The sequence below is a fragment of the Betaproteobacteria bacterium genome (assembly GCA_016713305.1).
Taxonomy (GTDB): Bacteria; Pseudomonadota; Gammaproteobacteria; order Burkholderiales.
On record JADJPK010000011.1, the window covers coordinates 154,232 to 174,386 of the forward strand.

Here is a 20,155-nt window from a genome sequence, read left to right on the forward strand (position 1 = left end):
CGCGTGCTCCAGGGGGCGCGTCGTGCAAAGTCGCCGCGCGTGCCCCAGCACCGGGTCAGCGCCCGAGGCCGGACCTTATCCAGTCCTCGCCCTTGACGCCCTCGGGAGGATTCACCTCCTCAGGTGCGTAACGCAGGACGTGCACCATCGTCACTTTGCCCCCGACGGTCCGGGTCGTCCCATAGGCCGTGCCGTGTATCGCCTGGTGACCCTTGCCCAGAGCCATCCGCGTCGGCCCGCTCGGGGTGTCGAACGACGAACCCTCGAAGGCTGCCACGATGCTTTCGATGTCCGGTCTGGCTCCTCCCCTGGATTTCATGGCCTTCCCGTACGCGGCCTTCGTTCCCAGGATCGCCTGCATCATCTGGTACGCGGTATAGGTGGGCGAGCTGGAGTAGCGGGCCGCTATGGCGTTCTGGCGAACCAGCGGTTGAGGGCATTGTCCGGAGCGAAGATGCCATGCGGGCCGCGTGCGCCGATCACCGTGCCGTCGGGAATCCTGCCGGCGAGCTTCTGCAGTTCCGTCTCCCCCTGCCGTCAGCACAAGGTGCTCCTCGTGGAGATTCCGCGCGGCGCCGCCCTGGGCACGAACGCCTCGAGGTCACCCCCCCAGAAGCTCGAATGGACGATGTCGGGCTGTGACGCGAGGATGGCGGAGATCTCCGCGCCGTATTGCCCCGCGAAGAGCTTGGGCATCTGCGAGGTGACCACCGTCGTCGAGGGCGTCAGGGCCTTGAGAGAACCAAGGAAGTCGCGCCAGGAACTCTGGCCCCAGGCGTAGTTCTGGTTGATGCCGGCAACGCGCACCCGCTGCGGAGAGCGCTCGCGCAGATACCTGGCGGCACCCACGGCGTCCATGGTGGCGTGGGCACAGGTGCGGAACACGTAGCGATAGGCATTCTCCTCGAAGATGCGCGCTGTCCCGCAGTCGAAGAACACCGTGAGCCGCTTGAGCGACTCGGCTACCGGTGCCACTGCCAGACAGCTTCCGCTCGAGATGTAGCCGATCACCATGTCGACGTCCCGCTGCTGAACGAGCTGGCGATACTGGGAGACGACGTTGCTGGTCGTCCCGGTCTCGTCCTGGAGGATCATCTCGACAGGGGTGCCTCCGAAACCCCGGGAGTTGTAGGGGCCGGGACACTGCCGGAATTGAGCGCCTCGAACGCCAGTTCCGCCGCATTCCGCCGGCGCCCCATCGGTCCGGCGCCGGGTCCGGAGAGAAACGTGACGATCCCGATCCTGAGCGGCTTCGGGTCTCCTGCACCCGCCTCGGTCGACGCGGCCAATGTCAGGGCGAGCAACAGCCGGAATACGCCGGATACAAGTGTTCCCATCAAAGTCTGTCCTCTTGTCCGCACGATCTACGATGCACAGGTGCTTCCGGGAGATGCTTCACGCTCCACACCCGTTGAAAGTGGTACGGGACGCCGGCGGACTTGCACGAACGCTGCCGCGTGCGTGTCCGGACCCGTCGACATGACCCGCATTCCCGCATCCCATGACGTGCAATGGTGCCGGCAGGTACCCGCGAAGCTTGTTCCGCGTATTCGTGGACTGCGAACCGGCTTTCGTCCTCGCAGAATCCGCAGAGGTGGACACGGTCTTCGCACGTCTGCCCGGCTTCCGGGTTCCATCGAAACGCGATCCCGGAAGGGCGAAGGGTTTGAACGCGTTTCTTCCGGAGTTCACCGCACGACCGGACGCCGGCATGGCGTGTTCCTCCAACTCATGCGCGCCCGAGAAAAGGGGGCGCCCATGTGGGACGCCCGTACAAAGGTGTTTCGCCGGCAGACCGGCGAGGAGGAGGATTCTTCGCTCGTGCGACCGGCAGGCGAAGCATAGGAACCACGGCTCGATGCGGAATTCGCGATCCGTCAATGCACGTTCGCGGCATGCGAAGGGGCGACACGCGCTCTGGTGATCCCATTTTGGAACGCGCGGACCCGAAACAGTTGCGTAGAGGGCACTGGCCACTCGCCATGCGATACGCGTCAATGGGGGACCGGCTCGCACCCCAGCAGAGTGCCGCGTTCCAGAGTCAGGGTGCGGGGCCGGATGTCCCGCAGGAGACTGGCATTCGACTCGGTGATCACTACGCACACTTCCGGCCGCTGCTCACGCAGGCGAGACAGGGCATCCGCATATTGAGAGGCCAGTGCCGGGGCCAGTCCCTGGAACGGCTCGTCGAGGAGCACGAGCCGCGTGCCGATCATCAGCGCACGGCCCAGGCTCACCATCTTGCCTTGACCTCCCGACAGTGCGGCGCCCGAGCGGCCCAGCATGTCTTCCAGCTGCGGAACGATCCGCAGTGTGATTTCAAGACGGTCGGTGGTCTCGCGCGGATCCAGGCGCTGCACCTCGCACGGCAGGCGCAGGTTCTCCTCGACGCTGAGCGTCGGAAAGATGACACGGTCTTCGGGCGCATAGCCGATGCCACGCCGCGCTCGCCGATGCGCAGGGCAGATGCAGTTCCTCACCGTCCCAGATCAGCTGGCCGCTGCGGAGGGGAACGAGGCCCATGATGGAGCGCAAGAGCGTCGTCTTGCCGGCACCGTTGCGTCCCCACGACGGCTACGGTGCTGCCGGCATGCAGGGTCGTCGACACCGAGCGCAACACGGTCGCGCCAGCCAGTTCCACGGTAAGGTCCCGAAGTTCGAGCATGTCAGGCGATGCCCAGCACTTCGCGCTTCACGTCGGGATGCGCGAGCACGTCCTCCGGTGCGCCGTCGGCGGCGATCCGGCCGCCGATCCACGCAGCGATCCGGGTCGCATAGCGGGACACGATGTCCACGTCGTGTTCCACGAACCAGCTCGTGACCCGGCGTTCACCCAGGGCCGCATCAGCGTTTGCATCACAGCATGCTTGTCTTCCGATGCGACCCCGCTGGTCGGTTCGTCCAGGATGAGCAGACGCGGACGCAGCATGAGGGCCATGGCAACGTCGAGCAGTTTGCGCTGTCCTTCCGAAAGGGTGGAGGCCAGATCACCGGCGCGTTGCGTGAGGCCCATCAGTTCGAGCGTGTGGTCGATCTCGGGCTGGTCGACGACAGCCGACATGCGTCTGAACAAGGACGGCCGGCCAGGTGCGCCCCACCGCGGCGAGCTCCAGACACTGGCGCACGGTATGTTCGAGGAATAGCTGGGGCAGCTGGAAAGAGCGGGCGAGCCCCATGTGGACGAGGCGACGAGGCGGTTGGCTGGTGATGTCCTGGTCACCCAGGTACACCTTGCCCGAAGTGGGGCGCAGGAATCGGTGCAGATGTTGATGAAAGTGGTCTTGCCGCGCCGTTATGCCGATGATGACGGCGGGCGTTCGCCCTCGTGCAGGGTGAAGTCGATGTTGTCGGCCACGACGATGCTGCCGAACGCCAGGCACAGTCCTTCGGTGCGGATCAGCGTGCTCATGCGGCGCCTCCCGCGCCGGTCTCCCGGGTGCGCCGCCCGAACAGGCCCACGATCCCCGCGGGCGCTGCGATGATGATGAGAATGAGCGTGGCACCAACGAGCAGTTGCCAGATACCTGCGAGGTACGCGGACGCGAAAAGCTTCACCGACTCGAAGACGATCGCTCCCATGAAGGCGCCCAGCGCGTGGCCCACGCCCCCCAGGATCGTGATGAAGACGAACTCGCCCGACCGCGTCCAGTAGCCGAGCTCGGGAGTGACCAGCCCCTGGAGGAGCACCAGGATCGCGCCTGCCAGACCGACCATTCCGGCGGACAGCACGTAGCCGGTCCAGAGCAGCCGCCGGGCAGACAGGCCGAGGTATTCGAGGCGGTTTCGTTGGTCTTGATGCCGGCCAGAGCCTCGCCCGCGGGGGAGCGGAAGAAACGCTGAGTGGCGACGCCCAGCAACACGGCCACGGCCACGGTGGCCAGGAGCAGTGCGGTCTCGTAGGCGGATCGCTCCATGGCGACGCCGAGGAGCAGCGGGCGGTCGATCCGCAGTCCGTCAGTGCCGCCGGTGATCTCGTACAGCTTGCCCAGAGCCGAGTAGAGCACCATGGAGATCGCGAGATTGAGCATGCCGAAGAAGATCTCGCGGTAGCGCACGACGAACACGCCCACGAACGCGCCCGCGACAACGCTCGCGCCGGTGCCCGCCGCGGCGAGCACGACACCGTCGAGCGCGGGATAGGCCCGCGCGAGGAATGCGACGGTGTAGCCGGCGATGCAACCGTACATCGCGTGGCCGAAGGAAATCTGGCCTGCGCGCAGAAGAATCCCGACGCCGAGCGCGGCGATGCCGTAGCAGAGTCCGTTCACCACCGAGGTCTTCGAGGACGGCAGCCACAGGCCCAGACCCACGAGCCCGAGAGCCCCTATGACAATGCCTGCGCGCAGGAACATCAGATTCTCCTCGCCCGGGCCACGACGAACAGGCCGCTGGGCCGCACGAGAAGCACGCCGACCATGATCAGGTAAGGAACCACCACTTCAAGTTCCGGAACGGTGTAGACCGCCACGGACCGTGCCAGGCCGATCAGCACCGCCGTGACGAGCGCGCCGGTGATCTGACCAAGACCGGCGGTGGCAACGACGCAGAACGACAGCACGATCATCTCGGTGCCTGCCCCGGGAACTAGCGAAGTCGTCGGTGCCGCCAGCGCGCCGCCGAGTGCGCCCAGAGTGGCGCCGAGCACGAACGTGAGAAGACCGATTCGCTTTGCGTCGATCCCCAGGGCCGTGGCCACCTCGCGGTGGTGGGTGACGGCGACGATCTGCTTGCCGAGAGAGGTCCGGCGCAGGAAGTACTGCAGGCCGCCGTAGGCGGAGAGCGCGATGCCCGGGACGAGCAGCAACTGATAGCGCGTGTAGGTGATGTCGAAGAGCTGGAGATTGCCGACGCGGCCCACGACTTCGCTCGCGGACCACGGGCTGCTGCCCCACACGAGCCGCTGCACATCCTCCAGGATCATGAACGCGCCGAACGTGACGAGCAGTTGCAGGATCGGATCCTTGTCGCGGACGCGCGCCAGCAGGAAAGTGTCGAGGCCCACGCCGAGGACGATTCCGACCACGAGCGCCGCGGCCAGCAGGCACCCGAGCAGAAGCAGCAGGGGAGGGGCTCCGCCCCCCTGCAAGGCCCACCCCACGAAGGTGGCCGCCGTGTAGCCACCGAAGGCATACAGGCTGCCGTGGGCCACGTTGACGATGCCCATCACACCGAAGATCAGCGTGAGGCCCAGCGCGACGAGGAACAGCAGTCCGGCGTAGGCGAGGCCGTCGACAACGGCAAGCAGCAGGATGTCCGCGCTCACGGCACACGTCTCCTGTGAGGTGCCTCGTTACCGCACCGGCACCCTGGCAGCGCCCACCGCCTTGATACGGTCGCTCGTCACGATGCCGGGAGACAGCGTCTTCACCCACTGGGGAGACTTCTGTCCGACCGGGGCGATGGTCAGTTCGGCAGGGATGTAGATGAGCTGGTCGATCACCGGGAAGTTCTGCTGGGCGGTCATCTTGGTTACCCCGAACAGCAGGCCCTGCAGGCTCTGACCATCCTCGCGCAGCTTGATGGGACGGGACTGAGACTTGAATTCCATTCCGCGCAGCGCCTCGGCCAACTGCTCGCTCGTCGGCCACTGGCCCTTGCCGGCCTTGATCGCCTTCGCGTAGCCGTCGGCCACCGCCTGCAGTGCCTGGACAATGTGGCCCACGGGATAGATCGGCTGCCCGCCGGTCTTCTGGGCGAACTTCTGGTTGAAGCGTTTCACCTTTGGATCGCCACCGAACTCCGGGTCCGCGAAGTAGACGTCCCCGTTCATTCCCGCCAGCACGCCATCCGGCGTCGCCTTGCCCAAGCGTTCCAGCGAGCTCTCGAGAAGCGGCATGACGAACAGGGAGGTGTTCATCAGCCCGCGCTGGGATGCCTGCCGCACCAGCGTGTCGAGGTCACCGCCCCAGGCCGTGGACAGGATGACGTCCGGCTTCAGCGCCTGAAGACGCGTGATCTCGGTCGAATAGTCGGTCGCGCCGAACTTTGGGAATAACTCGGCCACGATCTTCACGTCCGGCTTGAGCGCCAGCAGGGTGTTTCGCGCGATCTCCCACGAGTCGCGGCCCCACGCATAGTCCTGGTTGATGACGGCGATGGACTTGAACCCAGGCTTCACGCGCAGCAGGTGGATCATCGCCCCCGCGACTTCGGTGCCGGCGTGGGGCCCGGTCCGGAAGACGTACTTGTAGCGACGGTCCTCCAGCACCTTTCCGTGCTGCAGTCCCACATGATGTTGACGACCTTCAGGTCCTCGGCGACCGGTGCGATGACGTTGCAGTTGCCGCTCGAGATGGCCGCCAGCATCACCTTGTCACCGGGCTCTTGCGCGACGCGGCGGTACTCGAAAGCAGCTTGTCGCCGCCAAGGCCCTCGTCAATGAAGGTCGGGACGATCTTCACTCCGTTGATCCCGCCTGCCGCGTTGAATTCCTCGATCCACAATTCGGCAGCTGCCTTGGCGGGAACGCCGAAGACGGAGGCTGGTCCAGTCAGGAACGTGGTGATCCCGATCTTGAGTTCGGCAGGCTTGTTCGCCTGGGCTGCGGCGCCGAGAGCGAAACAGGCGAGCACCGGTGCGGCGAGCCATTCCCGGATTCGTTTCATGTCTGTAATCCTCCTCATTATTCTGAACTTCCGTCGAACGTTCCAGCTTCTGGTCGTCCGGTTGCAGGGAACCGAAGGATGCACTGGGCATACGGGCGCAACCTGAGAGTCTGCGATAGGTACCTTCTCTAGGGAATTGCCGATTCGACAATGGGCCTTCTCCGGAGGCGAACGCTTCGGGTCACGGAGTGGCAGGGACCGCCACGGCATAGAAACCACCCAGAGCCCCCACTGCCTCGGATTCCAAGACGAAGGGCGCAGTGAAATAGAAGGCTTCTGCACACCGCTCGGCGCACGAACCCTCCGCGACAGAGCGTGCAAAGGCCGTTCGCTCGTCGGCAAAGGCAATTCGGGGAAGCCGTACCGGGCGTCAAACTTGTCGTTCACGGCCAGTCGCCGCGGATGCCGGGATAGCTCTGCCAGGACGGCATCAGTAGCCATCCGCCCTCAACCGGGAGATTGATGCCCGTGATGCCCGATGCTTCGTCCGACAGCAGAAAGGCCACCGCCCGCGCTGAATCTTCAGGCTCCATGAGCCGCCTAAGCGCGGTGGCCCGCTCGATGGCGGCGACATCGCGCTCGCCGGACGCGATCTTGGCTTCGAGGGCGGGAGAGCGCGAGAACCCTGGCGAGACCGCGTTTACACGGACTCCGCTGGGGCCCCATTCCGCCGCGAGATTCTGAGTGATGGAGACGATCGCCGCCTTGGTCGGTGCGTAGGCGTGAAACGGCATGGACCGGAACGCGTTGATCGAGGCGATGTTCACGATGGCCCCGTGTCCGCGAGCGGCCATCTTCAGCCCGAACGCGAGACAACAGACGTAGGTTCCGCGCTGGTTGATGCGGACCACGCGGTCCCATTCCTCGATAGGGAGCTGTTCGGGCGGGACCGGTGCGGCAAGGATCCCCGCGCAGTTCACGAGGGCCTCGACCGGACCGACCTCTCGCTCGACCCGTGCCGCCGCCTCGTCCACCGCCTGGTCGTCGCCCACGTCCAGCGGAAAGCCGTGTCCGCCCGTGTCCCTGGCCGTCCTGTGCGCGCCGTCGGCGTCGATGTCCAGTGCGACGACCGACCATCCACGAGATGCAAGATCCTCGCAGCACGCGCGGCCGATGCCGCTGGCGCCTCCCGTTACAGCAACGATCCGACTCGATGCCATCGCCACCTCTCCACTCCATTCCGGAAACCTGCATCCGGTCGTTCGGTCCGGCAGTCGAGAAGATCTGTTTACGTGTCCGCTCGGGAGAAGGTGCTAACGCCGGTGCGGGCGGCGAAACAGGGGCGCCCGGCATTGTCCGGCCGCCGATCCCCGGGGACCACTCGCGGAGAAATGTTGAATATTGTCTGACAATAAGTCAAACGATTCGAACGGTGAGGGAGGGCGAAATCTGCCGCGGGGGAACGGATCGCCAGAACGGGCGGCCGGTGGTCCGCCGTCAGCGGCGCATGGACCGGGGCGAGCGGGAAGCGGACCGGCCCGCAGCAGGCGGAACTTCGGTATCCACTTCGCGCCGGGCGAGCACATCCAGTGCCACGCGGGCGGCATTCTCGATGTGGGCCATGGCAGCGTCGCGCGCACCCTCCGGATCCCGCGCAACGATCCGGGCGAGGATTTCCCCGGATCTCCTTGAGGCTCCTGGGCAGCCGGTCCTTCTGCGACATCGACGTCATGCGCAGCACGTTGACCCGATTGTGGAGGCCGGAAAGCACCGACGAGACGATCTCGTTCCGGCATCCCGCGAGGATGGTCTCGTAGAACCGTGCCTTGGCCTCGGAGAGTTCCACGCTCTTGCCGGAACGGGCCGATCTCTCGAGCAGGGACAGCGCCTCCTTGAGCGCCGCGATCTGGTCCTCGGATGCGTAGCGGGCGAATTCCTGCGCTGCGAAGCCTTCGAGGAGCGCGCGCACGGCGTAGATCTGGCGGGCTTCCTCCACGCCGATCGTCGCGACCATGGGGCCGCGGTGCGGCACGATCCAGAGCAGCCCTTCCGCTTCCAGGCGCCTCAGGGCCTCGCGGATCGAGGGGCGGCTCACCCCCATCATCTCGCACAGTTCCCGCTCCACCAGCTTCTCGCCGGGCTTGAAGTGTCCGCTCGCGATGGCCTTCCGCAGCAGGTCCTCTACCTGGTGACGAAGGACGACGACTCGCGGACGACGCGGAGCACGCGGAGCACGCTTCTGTTCGCATTGCCCGTTCTTTGTGTTTTGTCAGACAATCTTTCGACCTCGTTCCGCGGCGCGATTCGTCACTTTAGCGATTGGCGCCACTTTGCCCGATTCGTTTCGGTTTGGCGACCGTCGGCGAGCAACTCGCCCGGGCCGGTGAGGTCTTGCGACCCCCCTCCGGGGGACCATTTCCATGATCTTCCAAGGAGTGCGTTTCGATGAGTGACGATCTGTTCGAGAAAGGCTTGAGAGTGCGACGCAAGTCCTCGGCGCCGAGTATGTGGATAGTGCCATCCGGAGCGCGGATGACTTCAATCGGCCGCTCCAGGAACTGGTGACGAAATACTGCTGGGGCGAAATCTGGAACCGCCCCACGTTCGACCGGCGCACGAGGAGCATCATCAACTTGGCCATGCTGACGGCACTGAACCGGCCCCACGAGGTGAAACTGCATGTGCGGGGTGCGGTCAACAACGGACTCTCCAACGCAGGAGATTCAAGAAGTGCTGCTGCAGGCCATGATCTATTGCGGTGTGCCCGCAGCCATCGACAGTTTCCGGATCGCGCGGGAAGTGTTCAGGAAATGGGAATCTGACGGGTGGCTGGCCTTGCGGCTGCCCGACCTATTTCTCCTTGTTCTTCCTCACCTCCACGACCCGGACCTGAGTGCCGTTGTCGATCGAATCGGCGGGGTTCAGGATCACGCGATCAGTCGCCTCCAGTCCGGCGAGCAGTTCCACCGTCGTGCCGAAATCGCGGCCTATGGTCACGTTCTTCAGCACGGTCTTGTCACTGGGTCCGACCACGGCCACCTGCGGCCCCTCGGCACGGAAGAGCAGCGTGTTGATCGGCACGATGAGCGCGGACACGGTCGCGGGAATCTTCAGACGGACCTGGGCATAGCTGCCGGGCAGCAGTTCCCCCTTGCTGTTGTCCACCTCGATCTCCGCGAGCAGCGTGCGTGTGCCGGCATCGATGGACTTCGCGGTGCGCACGAGCTTGCCGGGAATCTTGCGGCCCGGATACTCGGTGAGCGAGAGTTCGGCGGCGGCACCCGGTACTGCGTGCTTCGCCGCTGCCTGTGGAACGTTCACGAACACACGCAGCTTCTCGGTGGCGGAAAGCCGGAAGAGTTCCCGCCCGGGCCCCGACGCGGCACCCGCGTCGATGAGTCCGCCGGTTTCGGCGTTGCGGGCCGTGATGATTCCGGAAAAGGGCGCATAGATGCGCCGGTAGCCTTGCACGCGCTCCAGCCGTGCCACTTCCTGCTGGGCGGCATCGAGCTCGGACCTGCGCGTGCGCATGGTGTTCTGGGCCAGGTCGGCGTCCTGGGCGGACACCGATCCGGTGCGCACCAGTTCCTGCCAGCGTCCTGCCGTCTTCTGCGCCTGCTCGAACGTGGCCCGTGCCGCAGAGACGTCCGCCCGCGCCTTCTGCAACTGGGCGTCGAGTTCCGGTGCCTCGATCTCCGCGAGCAGTTCGCCCTTCTTCACCGTGCTGCCGATATCCGCCGTCCAGTGCTTGAGATAGCCGCTCGCCCGGGCGTAGATCGGCGTGTCGATGTAGGGTTGCAGGTTGCCCGGCAGGACCAGTTCCGCATTGGCGTCGCCCTGTTTGGGCGTGGTCACCGCCACGGTGGGAACGGCCAGCGCGCGAGTCTCCTTGCTGAGCGCCTCCTGTGCCCGCTGCCGGGGGACGATGCCCAGAAAGTACGCGGCGGCGAAGGCAACGAGCACGATCGCCAGGGCGATGAGTCCGGCGGGGCTTCTGCGTCGTTTCGGCCCTCGAGCCGCGGGATTGCCCACCGTTTCCATCGGGTCCGTCGGGTCCGTCGTCACGACTCTCTCGCTCCCTCGAATTCAGGCGCTGGCATGCGCCGCGTCCGCGCGGCCGGTCCGCCAGCCGTGCACCATCGCGAATACCACCGGCACGAAGAACAGCGTCGCCACGGTGGCGAACAGCAGCCCGCCGATCACCGCGCGGCCCAGCGGCGCGTTCTGTTCGCCGCCTTCGCCCATGCCCATGGCCATGGGGATCATGCCGATGATCATCGCGAGTGCGGTCATCAGCACGGGCCGGAACCGGCCGATGCCGGCCTCGAGGGCCGCTGTGAAGGCCTCGGCGCCGTCGCGCATCTGTTCGCGGGCGAAGCTGACCACCAGGATGCTGTTCGCGGTGGCGATGCCCACCGCCATGATGGCGCCCGTGAGGGCCGGCACGCTGATGGTGGTGCCCGTGACGAACAGCATCCACACGATGCCGGCCAGTGCCGCGGGCAATGCGGAGATGATGATCAGAGGGTCGAGCCACGACTGGAAGTTGACCACCATGAGCAGGTACACGAGGACGATGGCGAAGACCAGCCCGTAGAGCAGGCCGCTGAACGAGCTCTGCATGGTCTCCATCTGCCCGCGGACGATGAGCCGCGAGCCCTTGGGAAGATCCTTTTCCGCGGCCTTGACGATCCGGTCGACGTCGTCGGCCACGCCGCCGAGGTCGCGCCCCTGGATGCCGCCGTAGATGTCCAGCACCGGCTGCACGTTCCAGTGGCTGATCACGGCCCGCTCCGTGTCGCGGCTCACCGAGGCGAGGCTGCCGAGGATGCCGCTCGATCCCTGCTCCGTCGTCCGTACCGGAATGTTGTTCAGCGCGTCGAGGGAATCCATGCGGTACTGCGGGGCCTGGGTGATCACGTTGTACGTGACGCGGTTCTTCGGGTTGAGGAAGAACGTGGGGCTGGTCTGGAAGCTGCCGCTCAGCGTGATGAGCAGGTTGCCTGCGATCTCCCGCTGCGACAGCCCGGCCTGCTGCGCGCGCACGCGGTCGACCACCACGTCCAGCTTGGGCTGGTCGAAGGGCTGGTGGATGCGCAGGTCCGCGATGCCCGTCACTGTCTTCAGCTGCTCGAAAAGCGCCATGGCGAACTTGCGGTTCTCGGCGACCTTGTTGCCGACCACCTGCACGTCGATGGGGGCGGGCAGCCCGAAATTGAGGATCTGGCTCACGATGTCCGCGGGCAGCATGTAGAACATCACGCCGGGGAAGTGCTCTGGCAGTTCCTTGCGCAGCCGGCGGACGTAGTTCTCCGTGGGAGCATGGCCGGGCTTGAGCGAGATGACGATGTCGGCATCGGCAGGGCCCACGGTCCCGGAGTTGTTGTACGTGAGATTGGTTCCGCTGGTGGGCAGGCCGATGTTGTCGAGGATCGCCTCCAGTTCTGCAGGCGGAATGATCTGCCGGATGCGGTTCTCCACCAGGTCGCACAGCCGCGCCGTCTCTTCCAGGCGCGTGCCGGTCTTGGCGCGCAGGTGGAGCTTTATCTGTCCCGCGTCCACCGAGGGGAAGAAGTCCCGGCCCACCCAGGGCACCAGAGCGGCCGTTCCCACGCATACGGCGAGCACGAGAATCGAGAACGCGGCCGGCGCCTCCATGCTGCGTTCCAGCAGCGTCCGATAGCCGTTGCGCATCGAGGCGAAGCCCGACTCGAATCGCCCATGCAGGCTGCGCCACGCGCTGCGCCGGGCGTGGTGGCCATGCACGTCCGTGTGGCCCCGCAACAGGTATTTCGCCAGCGTGGGCACCAGCGTGCGCGAGAAGAAATAGGAGGCCAGCATCGCGAAGACCACGGCCATGGCCATGGGCACGAACAGGTACCGTGCCACACCCGTCAGCAGGAACATGGGCACGAACACGATGCAGATGCACAGCGTCGACACCAGCGTGGGTAGCGCGATCTGACCTGCGCCATCGAGGATGGCACGCTCCAGCGACTTGCCCTGTTCCAGGTGCTGGGTGATGTTCTCGATGGCGACCGTGGCGTCGTCCACGAGAATGCCGACCGCCAGCGCGAGGCCGCCCAGCGTCATGATGTTGATGGTCTCGCCCAGCGCGGAGAGCAGCGAGAGAGACACGAGGATCGAAAGGGGAATGGAAATGGTGATGATCAGCGTGCTGCGCCAGCTGCCGAGGAACAGCAGGATCATGAGCGCCGTGAGGCAGGCCGCGAGGATGGCTTCGTGCACGACGCCGTCCACCGCTGCCTGGACGAAGAGCGACTGATCGAGCGCGGTCTGGATGTCCAGTTCGGGTGGCAAGCCGGCACGGATGCGCGGCAGCTCGTCCTTCACGCGCTGCACGATGTCCAGGGTGGAGGCGCTGCCGTACTTGAGAATGGTCAGGAGCACCGCCCGTTGGCCGTCTCTGCGCACGACATTGATCTGCGGCTGGAAGCCGTCGCGCACATGGGCGACGTCGCGGATGAAGATCGTCCCGTTCGGGCCGGAACGGATCGGCAGGTCGTTCAGCTCCTTGACGCTGCGCGGACTGCCGTTCAGGGCCACGTCGTATTCGAGCGCGCCCAGCTTGATGGTGCCGGTAGGCAGGATCAGGTTCTGCTGTCCGAGGGCGTCGACGACCGATTGCGGGGTCAGACCCTTGGCCTGCAGCTGGCGCGGATCGATGTCCACCATGATCTGCCGCACCTTGCCGCCGTAGGGAAACGGCAGCACGGCACCCTGCACCGTCGCGAGCTGGGTGCGCATGAAGCTGTTGGCGAGATCGTTCATCTCGTGCTCGGCGAGCGTGTTGCTCGACAGCGCGAGCTGCAGGATGGGCACCGTGGAGGCGCTGTACTGCAGGATGAGGGGGGCCGTGGCGCCCGGCGGGAAATTGTTGATGACCGTCTGCGAAATGGCGACGATCTGGGACAGGCCCGTCTGGATCTCGGTGCCCTGATGGAAGAACACCTTGACCACTGCCACGCCGTTCACGATCTGCGACTCGATGTGCTCGATGTCGTTCACCGTGGCCGTCATCGCGCGCTCGAACTGGGACACCATCCTGCCTTCCATCTCCTCGGAGGCCAGGCCCGTGTAGCGCCAGATGACGCTGATCACCGGAATGTTGATGGACGGGAAGATGTCGCTGGGCGTGCGCAGGATCATCAGCGGTCCGATGATCAGCGTGAGCAGCGCCACCACGATGAACGTGTAGGGGCGGCGCAGGGCGAGCTGGACGATCCACATGGCGGAAGGCGCTTACCGGAAGCGAGCGCCAGGCGTGCCGCAGCGCCGGCCGTGCGGAATGGATGAGCGGAGCGGTGAAAGAAGGACCATGGACCGCGAATGATAGGTCATCGGCAGGGACCGGAGGAGCCCGCGTCGTGGAGCAGCCCGCGTGCCCGCGGATCTCGCCCTTGCGGCCGGCCGGGCCGTGTCGGCCGCGTCAGTCCTTGTGTTCCTCCGCCTCTTCCTCGGGATCGTTCCAGAGGACATGCGCTTCGACCAGCAGGCGGTAACGGGTTTCCTCGGCTTCGATCCTGGCCATCGCCGCCGCGAGCGCCGATTCGAGGGCGAGGCGGCGCGCCACCAGAACCTCGGAGAGCGAGGCCTCCCGTAGCTGCCACGACCGGTTCATGGATTCGGCGTTGCGCTGCATGCCCTCGGCGGCCGAGCGGGCCTTTTCCCACGCATTGAAAGCGCCGCGCGCCTCGCCATGCATGCGCGCCACGTCTGCCGACACTCGCTGGACGACCGCTGCTTCGTGACTTGCCGCCACCGCGGCCTGCGCACGTGCGCCGTCGGCCAGGGCCCGCCGTGCCTCTCCGGGCAGCGGCACGACCACGTACACGCTCGCGATGCGGTCCGATGCGCTCCTGTCGTTGGCGAGCCGCACCCCCACGGCCGGATCCGGCCGCTGCTCCGCATGCGCCCGTTTCGCCACGAGCAGGCCGCGCCGGGAGGCCGCGCGCGCGAGCCGCACCTCGTCGTTGTGGGCCCGTACGCGATCCACGAACCAGTCGAGACTCTGGTCCAGCGGTTGCGGCCGGCCGACCGAGGCGATCCCCGGGACCGGCACCGCGGGGAACGTCCGCTCCAGCGCGGCCCGCGCACCCTGCTCACGGCCACGGTAGTTCTCGACGACGGCCTCGGCCTGCGCCGCCGACGCTTCGGCGAGGTTCGCCTCCACCCGGGGCGCATCGCCCGCCGCGGCCCGCCGTCTCACGATGCTCGCCTGCTCGTTCAGGGCCTGGAGCTGCTGGCTCCACAGCGCGAGCTGGACGTTCTCGCGCGCCCATCCGTACCAGAGCTGCAGCAGATGGCGGGCGCCGTCGCACCAGGCACTGTAGGAGGCGCGCCGGGCAAGCTCGACATTCTGGTCCCCCAGCTCGACGTCGATGCGGGCCTTGTCCGGCAGGCGGATCGGCCGCTCGATGCCGATTTCCACCTCCGAGAAACGGCCCGCCGGAAGCGAGTGATTCTGGTAGCCGCCGCGAATCGCGAATTCGTAGGGCCCCGCCTCGAGACGGCGGCGTCCCGCCAGCTCCAGCACCACGCCTTCGCGCGCGGCACGCACGGGCGGATACGCAGCCAGGGCCTTCTCCACCAGAGCCGTGGGCGGCAGATCTGCCGCGGGATCGGCCTCCGATGCGCCGGCCGCGCTCGCGGCCAGGGTGATCGACAGCATGACGGTCCGGATCATCGCGGCACCTCCAGGGACGCAGCCGAGGAGGCCGCGTGGCGCACTCCGAAGCGCCGGTAGAGCAGGGGAAGAATCAGCAGCGTGAGCGCCGTGGACGTGACCAGGCCGCCGATGACCACCACGGCCAGCGGCCGCTGGATCTCGGCCCCGGGGCCCGTCGCGAACAGCAGCGGCACCAGACCGAAGGCCGCGATGCTGGCGGTCATCAGTACCGGGCGCAGCCTGCGGGACGCACCGTCGCGTACGACCCGGTCGATGGGCAGGCCGGCATCGCGCAGCTGGTTGAACGTGCTCATGAGCACCACGCCGTTCAGCACGGCGATGCCCAGCAGCGCGATGAAACCGACGGAGGCGGGCACGGAGAGGTACTGCCCCGAGGCCCACAGCGCGACGATCCCGCCCACCATCGCGAACGGGATATTGGCGAAGACCAGCGCCGCCTGAGACAGCGAGCCGAAGGTCGCGAACAGCAGCATGAAGATGAGCGCCAGCGCTACCGGCACCACCACGGCCAGGCGCGCGGCGGCTCGTTGCTGGTTCTCGAACTGGCCGCCCCACGCGAGGTGGTAGCCCTGGGGCAACGGCACCTTTGCCGCGAGGGCGGCCTTGGCGTCGTCGACGAAGCCGACGAGATCGCGCCCGCCCACGCTCGACTGCACGACAGCGTAGCGGAAGCCGTTCTCCCGATCGATCTTGACCGGACCATCCACCCGGGCGATACGGGCCACCGTGGAGAGGGGGACTGCCTTGCCGTCCGGCATCACCACGTTCTGGTTCTGGTACAGCGCCCCGGAACTGCGCAGACTGCTCTGGCCGCGAACGATGAGCGGTGTACGGCGGCCTTCCTCGATCACGGTGCCGACGCGGCGTCCTTCGAGCTGGATGCGCAGATCCGTCTCGATCTCGTCCACCGTGAGCTTCTGGTGCCCGGTGGCGAAGCGGTTGATGTCCACCTTCAGGTACTGCACGCCTTCGTTGGTGAGCGTGAAGACGTCGCGATTGCCTGGCACCGTCTTGAGCTGGGCCTCGACCTGCTGAGCGAGCCGGTTCAGCATCCCCAGGTCCGGGCCGAAGATCTTGATGGCGAGATCGCCCCGCACGCCCGTGAGCATCTCGGAGACGCGCATCTCGATGGGCTAGGTGAAGGTGAAGTTGACGCCCGGAAAGGCCGCCATCACCGCGCGCAGCGAATCGATGATGGAATCCTTGTCCGGCGTGCGCCATTCGGTCCGCGGCTTGAGCACCATGAACATGTCGGTCTGGTTGAGTCCCATGGGGTCCAGACCGATCTCGTCCGCGCCGGTACGGGCCACGATGTTCGTCACCTCCGGTACCTGCGCGAGGATCGCCTTCTGGATGCGCTGGTCCAGCTCGTTGCTCGCGTCGAGCGAGATCGACGGCAGTTTCTCGAGCTGCATGATGAGGTCGCCTTCATCCATGGTGGGCATGAAGGTCTTGCCAGTGGCGAGATACGCGCCGGTGGCGGCGGCCAGAAGGAGCACGGCCACCGCGGCCACCGCCTTGGGACTGTCCAGCGCGCGTTCGAGCAGCGGGGCATAGAGCCGCTGCGCCTGGCGCACCAGCCAGGGATCCCGATGGGCGGTGCGTCCCAGCAGCACCGAACCGGCCACGGGAATCACCGTCAGGGCGAGCACCAGCGAACCGGACAGGGCGAACACGATGGAAAGCGCCACGGGCTTGAAGAGCTTCCCCTCCAGCCCTTCGAGTGTCAGCAGCGGCAGGAACACGATGACGATGATCACGATGCCCGAGGTCACAGGCCGCGCGACTTCGCGTACCGCATCGAACACGATCTGCAGCTTCGAACGCTCGGGCGGCGCGTGCGCGAGATGGCTCACGACGTTCTCGACGACCACGACGGACGCGTCGACGAGCATGCCGATGGCGATGGCCAGCCCCCCCAGGCTCATCAGGTTGGCGCTCATGCCTGCCTGGTCCATCAGGATGAAGGTCGCCAGGGCCGACAGGGGGCAGGGTGAGCGCCACGACGATGGAAGCGCGCAGATCGCCCAGGAACAGGAACAGCAGTACCAGCACGAGGACGATGGCCTCGAGCAGCGCGCGCGAGACGGTGTCCACCGCGCGCTCCACGAGATTGCCGCGGTCGTAGAACACCTTGGTGGTGACCCCGGCCGGAAGCTGGGGCGCGATCTCGGCCAGTCGGGCGCGCACGCCGTCCACCACCTGCCGTGCATTGGCGCCGCGCAGTCCCAGCACCAGACCCTGTACGGCTTCGCCTTCTCCGTTCTTGGTGACGGCGCCGTATCGCGTGACCGACCCGATCCGCACCTCGGCGACCTCCGCGACCCGGACGGGAATGGCATTGCGCTCGGCCACCACGATGGCGCGCACGTCGTCGAGCGTGCGGATGCTGCCTTCGGCGCGGACGAGCAGCGCCTCCTCCGATTCGGTCAGGCGGCCGGCGCCGTCGTTGCGGTTGTTCGATTCCAGCGCGTGCTGCAGATCGGAGACGGGGATGCCGCGCGCCGCCAGCGCGGCGATGTCCGGCACCACCTCGAAGGCGCGCACGTGCCCGCCGAGCGAGTTGACGTCCGCCACGCCCGGCACCGTCCGCAGGCGCGGCCGGATCACCCAGTCGAGCAGGGTGCGCCGCTCGTCGAGGGAAAGTCCGCCCCCTTCGATGGTGAACATGAACATCTCGCCCAGCGGAGTGGTGATGGGGGCGAGGCCACCGCTCACCCCTGCAGGCAGTTCGGACATGACGCCCGCCAGGCGCTCGTTCACCTGCTGGCGTGCCCAGTAGATGTCCGTGCCTTCCTGGAAATCGATGGTCACGTCGGCGATGGCGTACTTCGACATGGACCGCAGCAGCCGCTGCCGGGGGATGCCCAGCATCTCGATCTCGATGGGGGCGACGATGCGAGTCTCGATCTCCTCGGGCGTCATGCCCGGCGCCTTGACGATGATCTTGACCTGGGTGGTGGAAACGTCGGGGAACGCGTCGATGGGCAGCGTGAGGAATGCCCGCACGCCGAACAGGACGAGCAGCAGGGTCGCCGCGAGCACCAGCAGACGCTGCTGCAGGGAAAAGCCGATGAGGCGGGTCAGCATGGTGGCCTCTTCAGCGGGTTTCCATGAGGCGAGCCTTCAGTGCGGACACGCCGGCCACCGCGATCTGCGCCTGGACGGGCAGATCTGCGGTCACGATGGAACTGGTGGCGCCTTCGTTGACGAGGGTCACGGCGCGTGCGCGGAATCCCGCCCCCGTCCGCTCGAACACGTAGACGTGATCCTTCACCCGCGCCAGGGCCGCACTGGGAATGCGCCATTGCGCCGCGCCGCCCGCGGCCGCCGCGACGGAGGCCTCGACGTACTGACCTGGCCGAAGGCGCTGGGCGTTGGTCGAGATGAGCGCCCGGAGCATGACGGTCTGGCTTTCGGGGTCACGCTCTTGCCGACGGAAATGATCTTGCCGGCGGCGTCTGCCGAGGGCACGCGCACCTTGGCTCCTTCACGCACGCCTGCAGCGCGCGCGAGCGGCACCTGGATCTCGAGCCACAGCGGATCGAGCTGGGCGAGCTTGTAGATCGGCGTGTACGCCTCCAGGCGCTGGCCGGCCTGCGCCATCTGCTCCACCACAACGGCGTTCACCGGCGAGGCCACGGTGACGCTGCTCGTGATCGCCGCACCGGTCTGGAGCTTGTCGATCGCACCGTCCGCCATGCCCGCCAGCTTGAGGGCGTGCCGGCGTTCGGCCAGCAGCGCCGATGCCTCCACGTGGGTCGCCCTGGTGGACAGCAGCCGGCTCTCCGCGATGAGGCCCTCGGCGGAAAGCTTGCGGTCCCGGTCCAGGTTGGCCTGGGCAAGCTGCATCTGGGTGAGCGCCTGGAGGTAGCCGCGCTGCGCTTCCGCCAGTGCGGAGCTCTGCATCCGGGCAAGCACCTGGCCGCGCTTCACGGGCTCGTTGACGGCGACCAGCACGGACTCCACCAGTCCGGGCAGAGGCGTGCTCACGACATGGAGCTGGTTGTTCGGCACCATGACTTCGGCGGCGAGGCCTGTCACCTCGCTGACGGGCTGGCTCTCGGGGCTGGCGGTGGCGATGCCCAGTGCGGTGATCTGGCGGGCATCGAGCTTGATGTCCTGGGCCTGCGGGCAGGCGGCGATGCCGGCCAGCACGAAACCCAGCACGCGAAAGGCGTTCTTCGTCACGGGTGGTTCCTCGAATGACTGCGTGGCGGCAGCCGCTGCGGGTCGGTCCTCCGGCGGTCGAGCCGGACGGACGGCGTGGCAGACGGCCGTCGACCTTGCCGGTGCGTGCGCGCACCGGTCGAAGCGGGGTCAGACGAGGAGGGGAGGGCCTATGGCGAAAGGAGGCGCGGCATCGATGCTGCCGCCGGCGCGGACGGTTGACGAGCGAAGGAAGATGCCCTGGGCGGCGAGCGAACGCACGGCAGTGAATGCCGGTGCCGCACTCCTGCCGGGATCGCTGGAGACCCCCATGCGGTCATTGCGCAGGTGTTCGGTCTGCGCCGTGACCAGCGCCCCTTCGTCCTGGCCGCAGCGGGCCACCACCGTGGCGCGGTTGCCGTGGGAATGGGGAACGAGGGCCGTCCCATCGGGGAGATGGATGCCGGAACCGGTGCTGCCGGCGGGGGCGACGTGGGCGTGCAACAGCGGCGCCCACGTCTGGATGAGCGCGAACGCGACCAGCAGAAACAGCACGCCGACGGAACGTCCCCGGGTCATCCCTTGTCTCCCCATGCGATGGCTCGCATTCTGGCACATGTCCCGGCACGGGCACGACCGCGACCGCATCTGTCGATGCATATGGCGCCGCCAGCCCGTGTGCCGCTAGTCCCTCCCTGTGCCGCCGGTAAACTCCGATGCCCGTCTCCGGCTCCCTTCGACACTCCCGTTC

9 protein-coding genes and 7 pseudogenes are annotated in these 20,155 nt (G+C 66.8%); 1 reads left to right on the forward strand and 15 read right to left on the reverse strand.

What is annotated here, in order from left to right; translation table 11 throughout:
* Window positions 1–55: 55 nt before the first annotated feature.
* The 8 genes and pseudogenes from IPK20_16030 to IPK20_16065 all read right to left on the reverse strand — a co-directional run bounded on the left by IPK20_16030 (window position 56) and on the right by IPK20_16065 (window position 8,721).
* Window positions 56–1,337: pseudogene (locus IPK20_16030) on the reverse strand (ABC transporter substrate-binding protein).
* A gap of 657 nt (window positions 1,338–1,994) precedes the next feature.
* Window positions 1,995–2,665, reverse strand: a pseudogene (locus IPK20_16035) (ATP-binding cassette domain-containing protein).
* A gap of 1 nt (window position 2,666) precedes the next feature.
* Window positions 2,667–3,409: pseudogene (locus IPK20_16040) on the reverse strand (ATP-binding cassette domain-containing protein).
* A pseudogene (locus tag IPK20_16045) lies at window positions 3,406–4,352 on the reverse strand (branched-chain amino acid ABC transporter permease). The pseudogenes IPK20_16040 and IPK20_16045 overlap by 4 nt, the downstream one beginning before the upstream one ends.
* Entirely contained in the window at window positions 4,352–5,263 is a 912-nt protein-coding gene (locus IPK20_16050) for a branched-chain amino acid ABC transporter permease (protein ID MBK8018080.1), read from the reverse strand. The pseudogene IPK20_16045 and the gene IPK20_16050 overlap by 1 nt, the downstream one beginning before the upstream one ends.
* Before the next feature lie 27 nt (window positions 5,264–5,290).
* Window positions 5,291–6,605: pseudogene (locus IPK20_16055) on the reverse strand (ABC transporter substrate-binding protein).
* Between the two features lie 383 nt (window positions 6,606–6,988).
* The gene (locus IPK20_16060) at window positions 6,989–7,765 is read right to left on the reverse strand and encodes an SDR family oxidoreductase (GenBank protein MBK8018081.1); all 777 of its coding nucleotides are present in this window, start codon (window positions 7,763–7,765) and stop codon (window positions 6,989–6,991) included.
* 68 nt (window positions 7,766–7,833) lie between these two features.
* A complete protein-coding gene (locus tag IPK20_16065) occupies window positions 7,834–8,721 on the reverse strand; it encodes a GntR family transcriptional regulator (GenBank protein ID MBK8018082.1) in 888 nt (295 codons plus the stop codon).
* 269 nt (window positions 8,722–8,990) lie between these two features.
* Here IPK20_16065 and IPK20_16070 point away from each other — a divergent pair.
* Window positions 8,991–9,362: pseudogene (locus tag IPK20_16070) on the forward strand (carboxymuconolactone decarboxylase family protein).
* Between the two features lie 33 nt (window positions 9,363–9,395).
* Here IPK20_16070 and IPK20_16075 read toward each other — a convergent pair.
* The 7 genes and pseudogenes from IPK20_16075 to IPK20_16105 form a co-directional block, all read right to left on the reverse strand.
* A complete protein-coding gene (locus tag IPK20_16075) occupies window positions 9,396–10,586 on the reverse strand; it encodes an efflux RND transporter periplasmic adaptor subunit (GenBank protein MBK8018083.1) in 1,191 nt (396 codons plus the stop codon).
* Between the two features lie 45 nt (window positions 10,587–10,631).
* A complete protein-coding gene (locus tag IPK20_16080) occupies window positions 10,632–13,796 on the reverse strand; it encodes an efflux RND transporter permease subunit (protein MBK8018084.1) in 3,165 nt (1,054 codons plus the stop codon).
* Between the two features lie 199 nt (window positions 13,797–13,995).
* Window positions 13,996–15,252 carry a TolC family protein gene (locus tag IPK20_16085; protein MBK8018085.1) on the reverse strand — a complete coding sequence of 419 codons (1,257 nt, stop codon included), beginning with the start codon at window positions 15,250–15,252 and terminating at the stop codon, window positions 13,996–13,998.
* Window positions 15,249–18,345 (reverse strand): annotated as a pseudogene (locus IPK20_16090) (efflux RND transporter permease subunit). The gene IPK20_16085 and the pseudogene IPK20_16090 overlap by 4 nt, the downstream one beginning before the upstream one ends.
* A gap of 10 nt (window positions 18,346–18,355) precedes the next feature.
* Window positions 18,356–18,532, reverse strand: a complete 177-nt coding sequence (locus tag IPK20_16095) for a hypothetical protein (protein MBK8018086.1) — start codon at window positions 18,530–18,532, stop codon at window positions 18,356–18,358.
* Complete coding sequence (locus IPK20_16100) at window positions 18,529–19,446, reverse strand: efflux RND transporter periplasmic adaptor subunit (protein MBK8018087.1); 918 nt, start codon at window positions 19,444–19,446, stop codon at window positions 18,529–18,531. Before IPK20_16100 ends, IPK20_16095 begins: the two co-directional genes overlap by 4 nt.
* A gap of 129 nt (window positions 19,447–19,575) precedes the next feature.
* The gene (locus IPK20_16105; protein MBK8018088.1) at window positions 19,576–19,983 is read right to left on the reverse strand and encodes a hypothetical protein; all 408 of its coding nucleotides are present in this window, start codon (window positions 19,981–19,983) and stop codon (window positions 19,576–19,578) included.
* Window positions 19,984–20,155 lie beyond the last annotated feature (172 nt).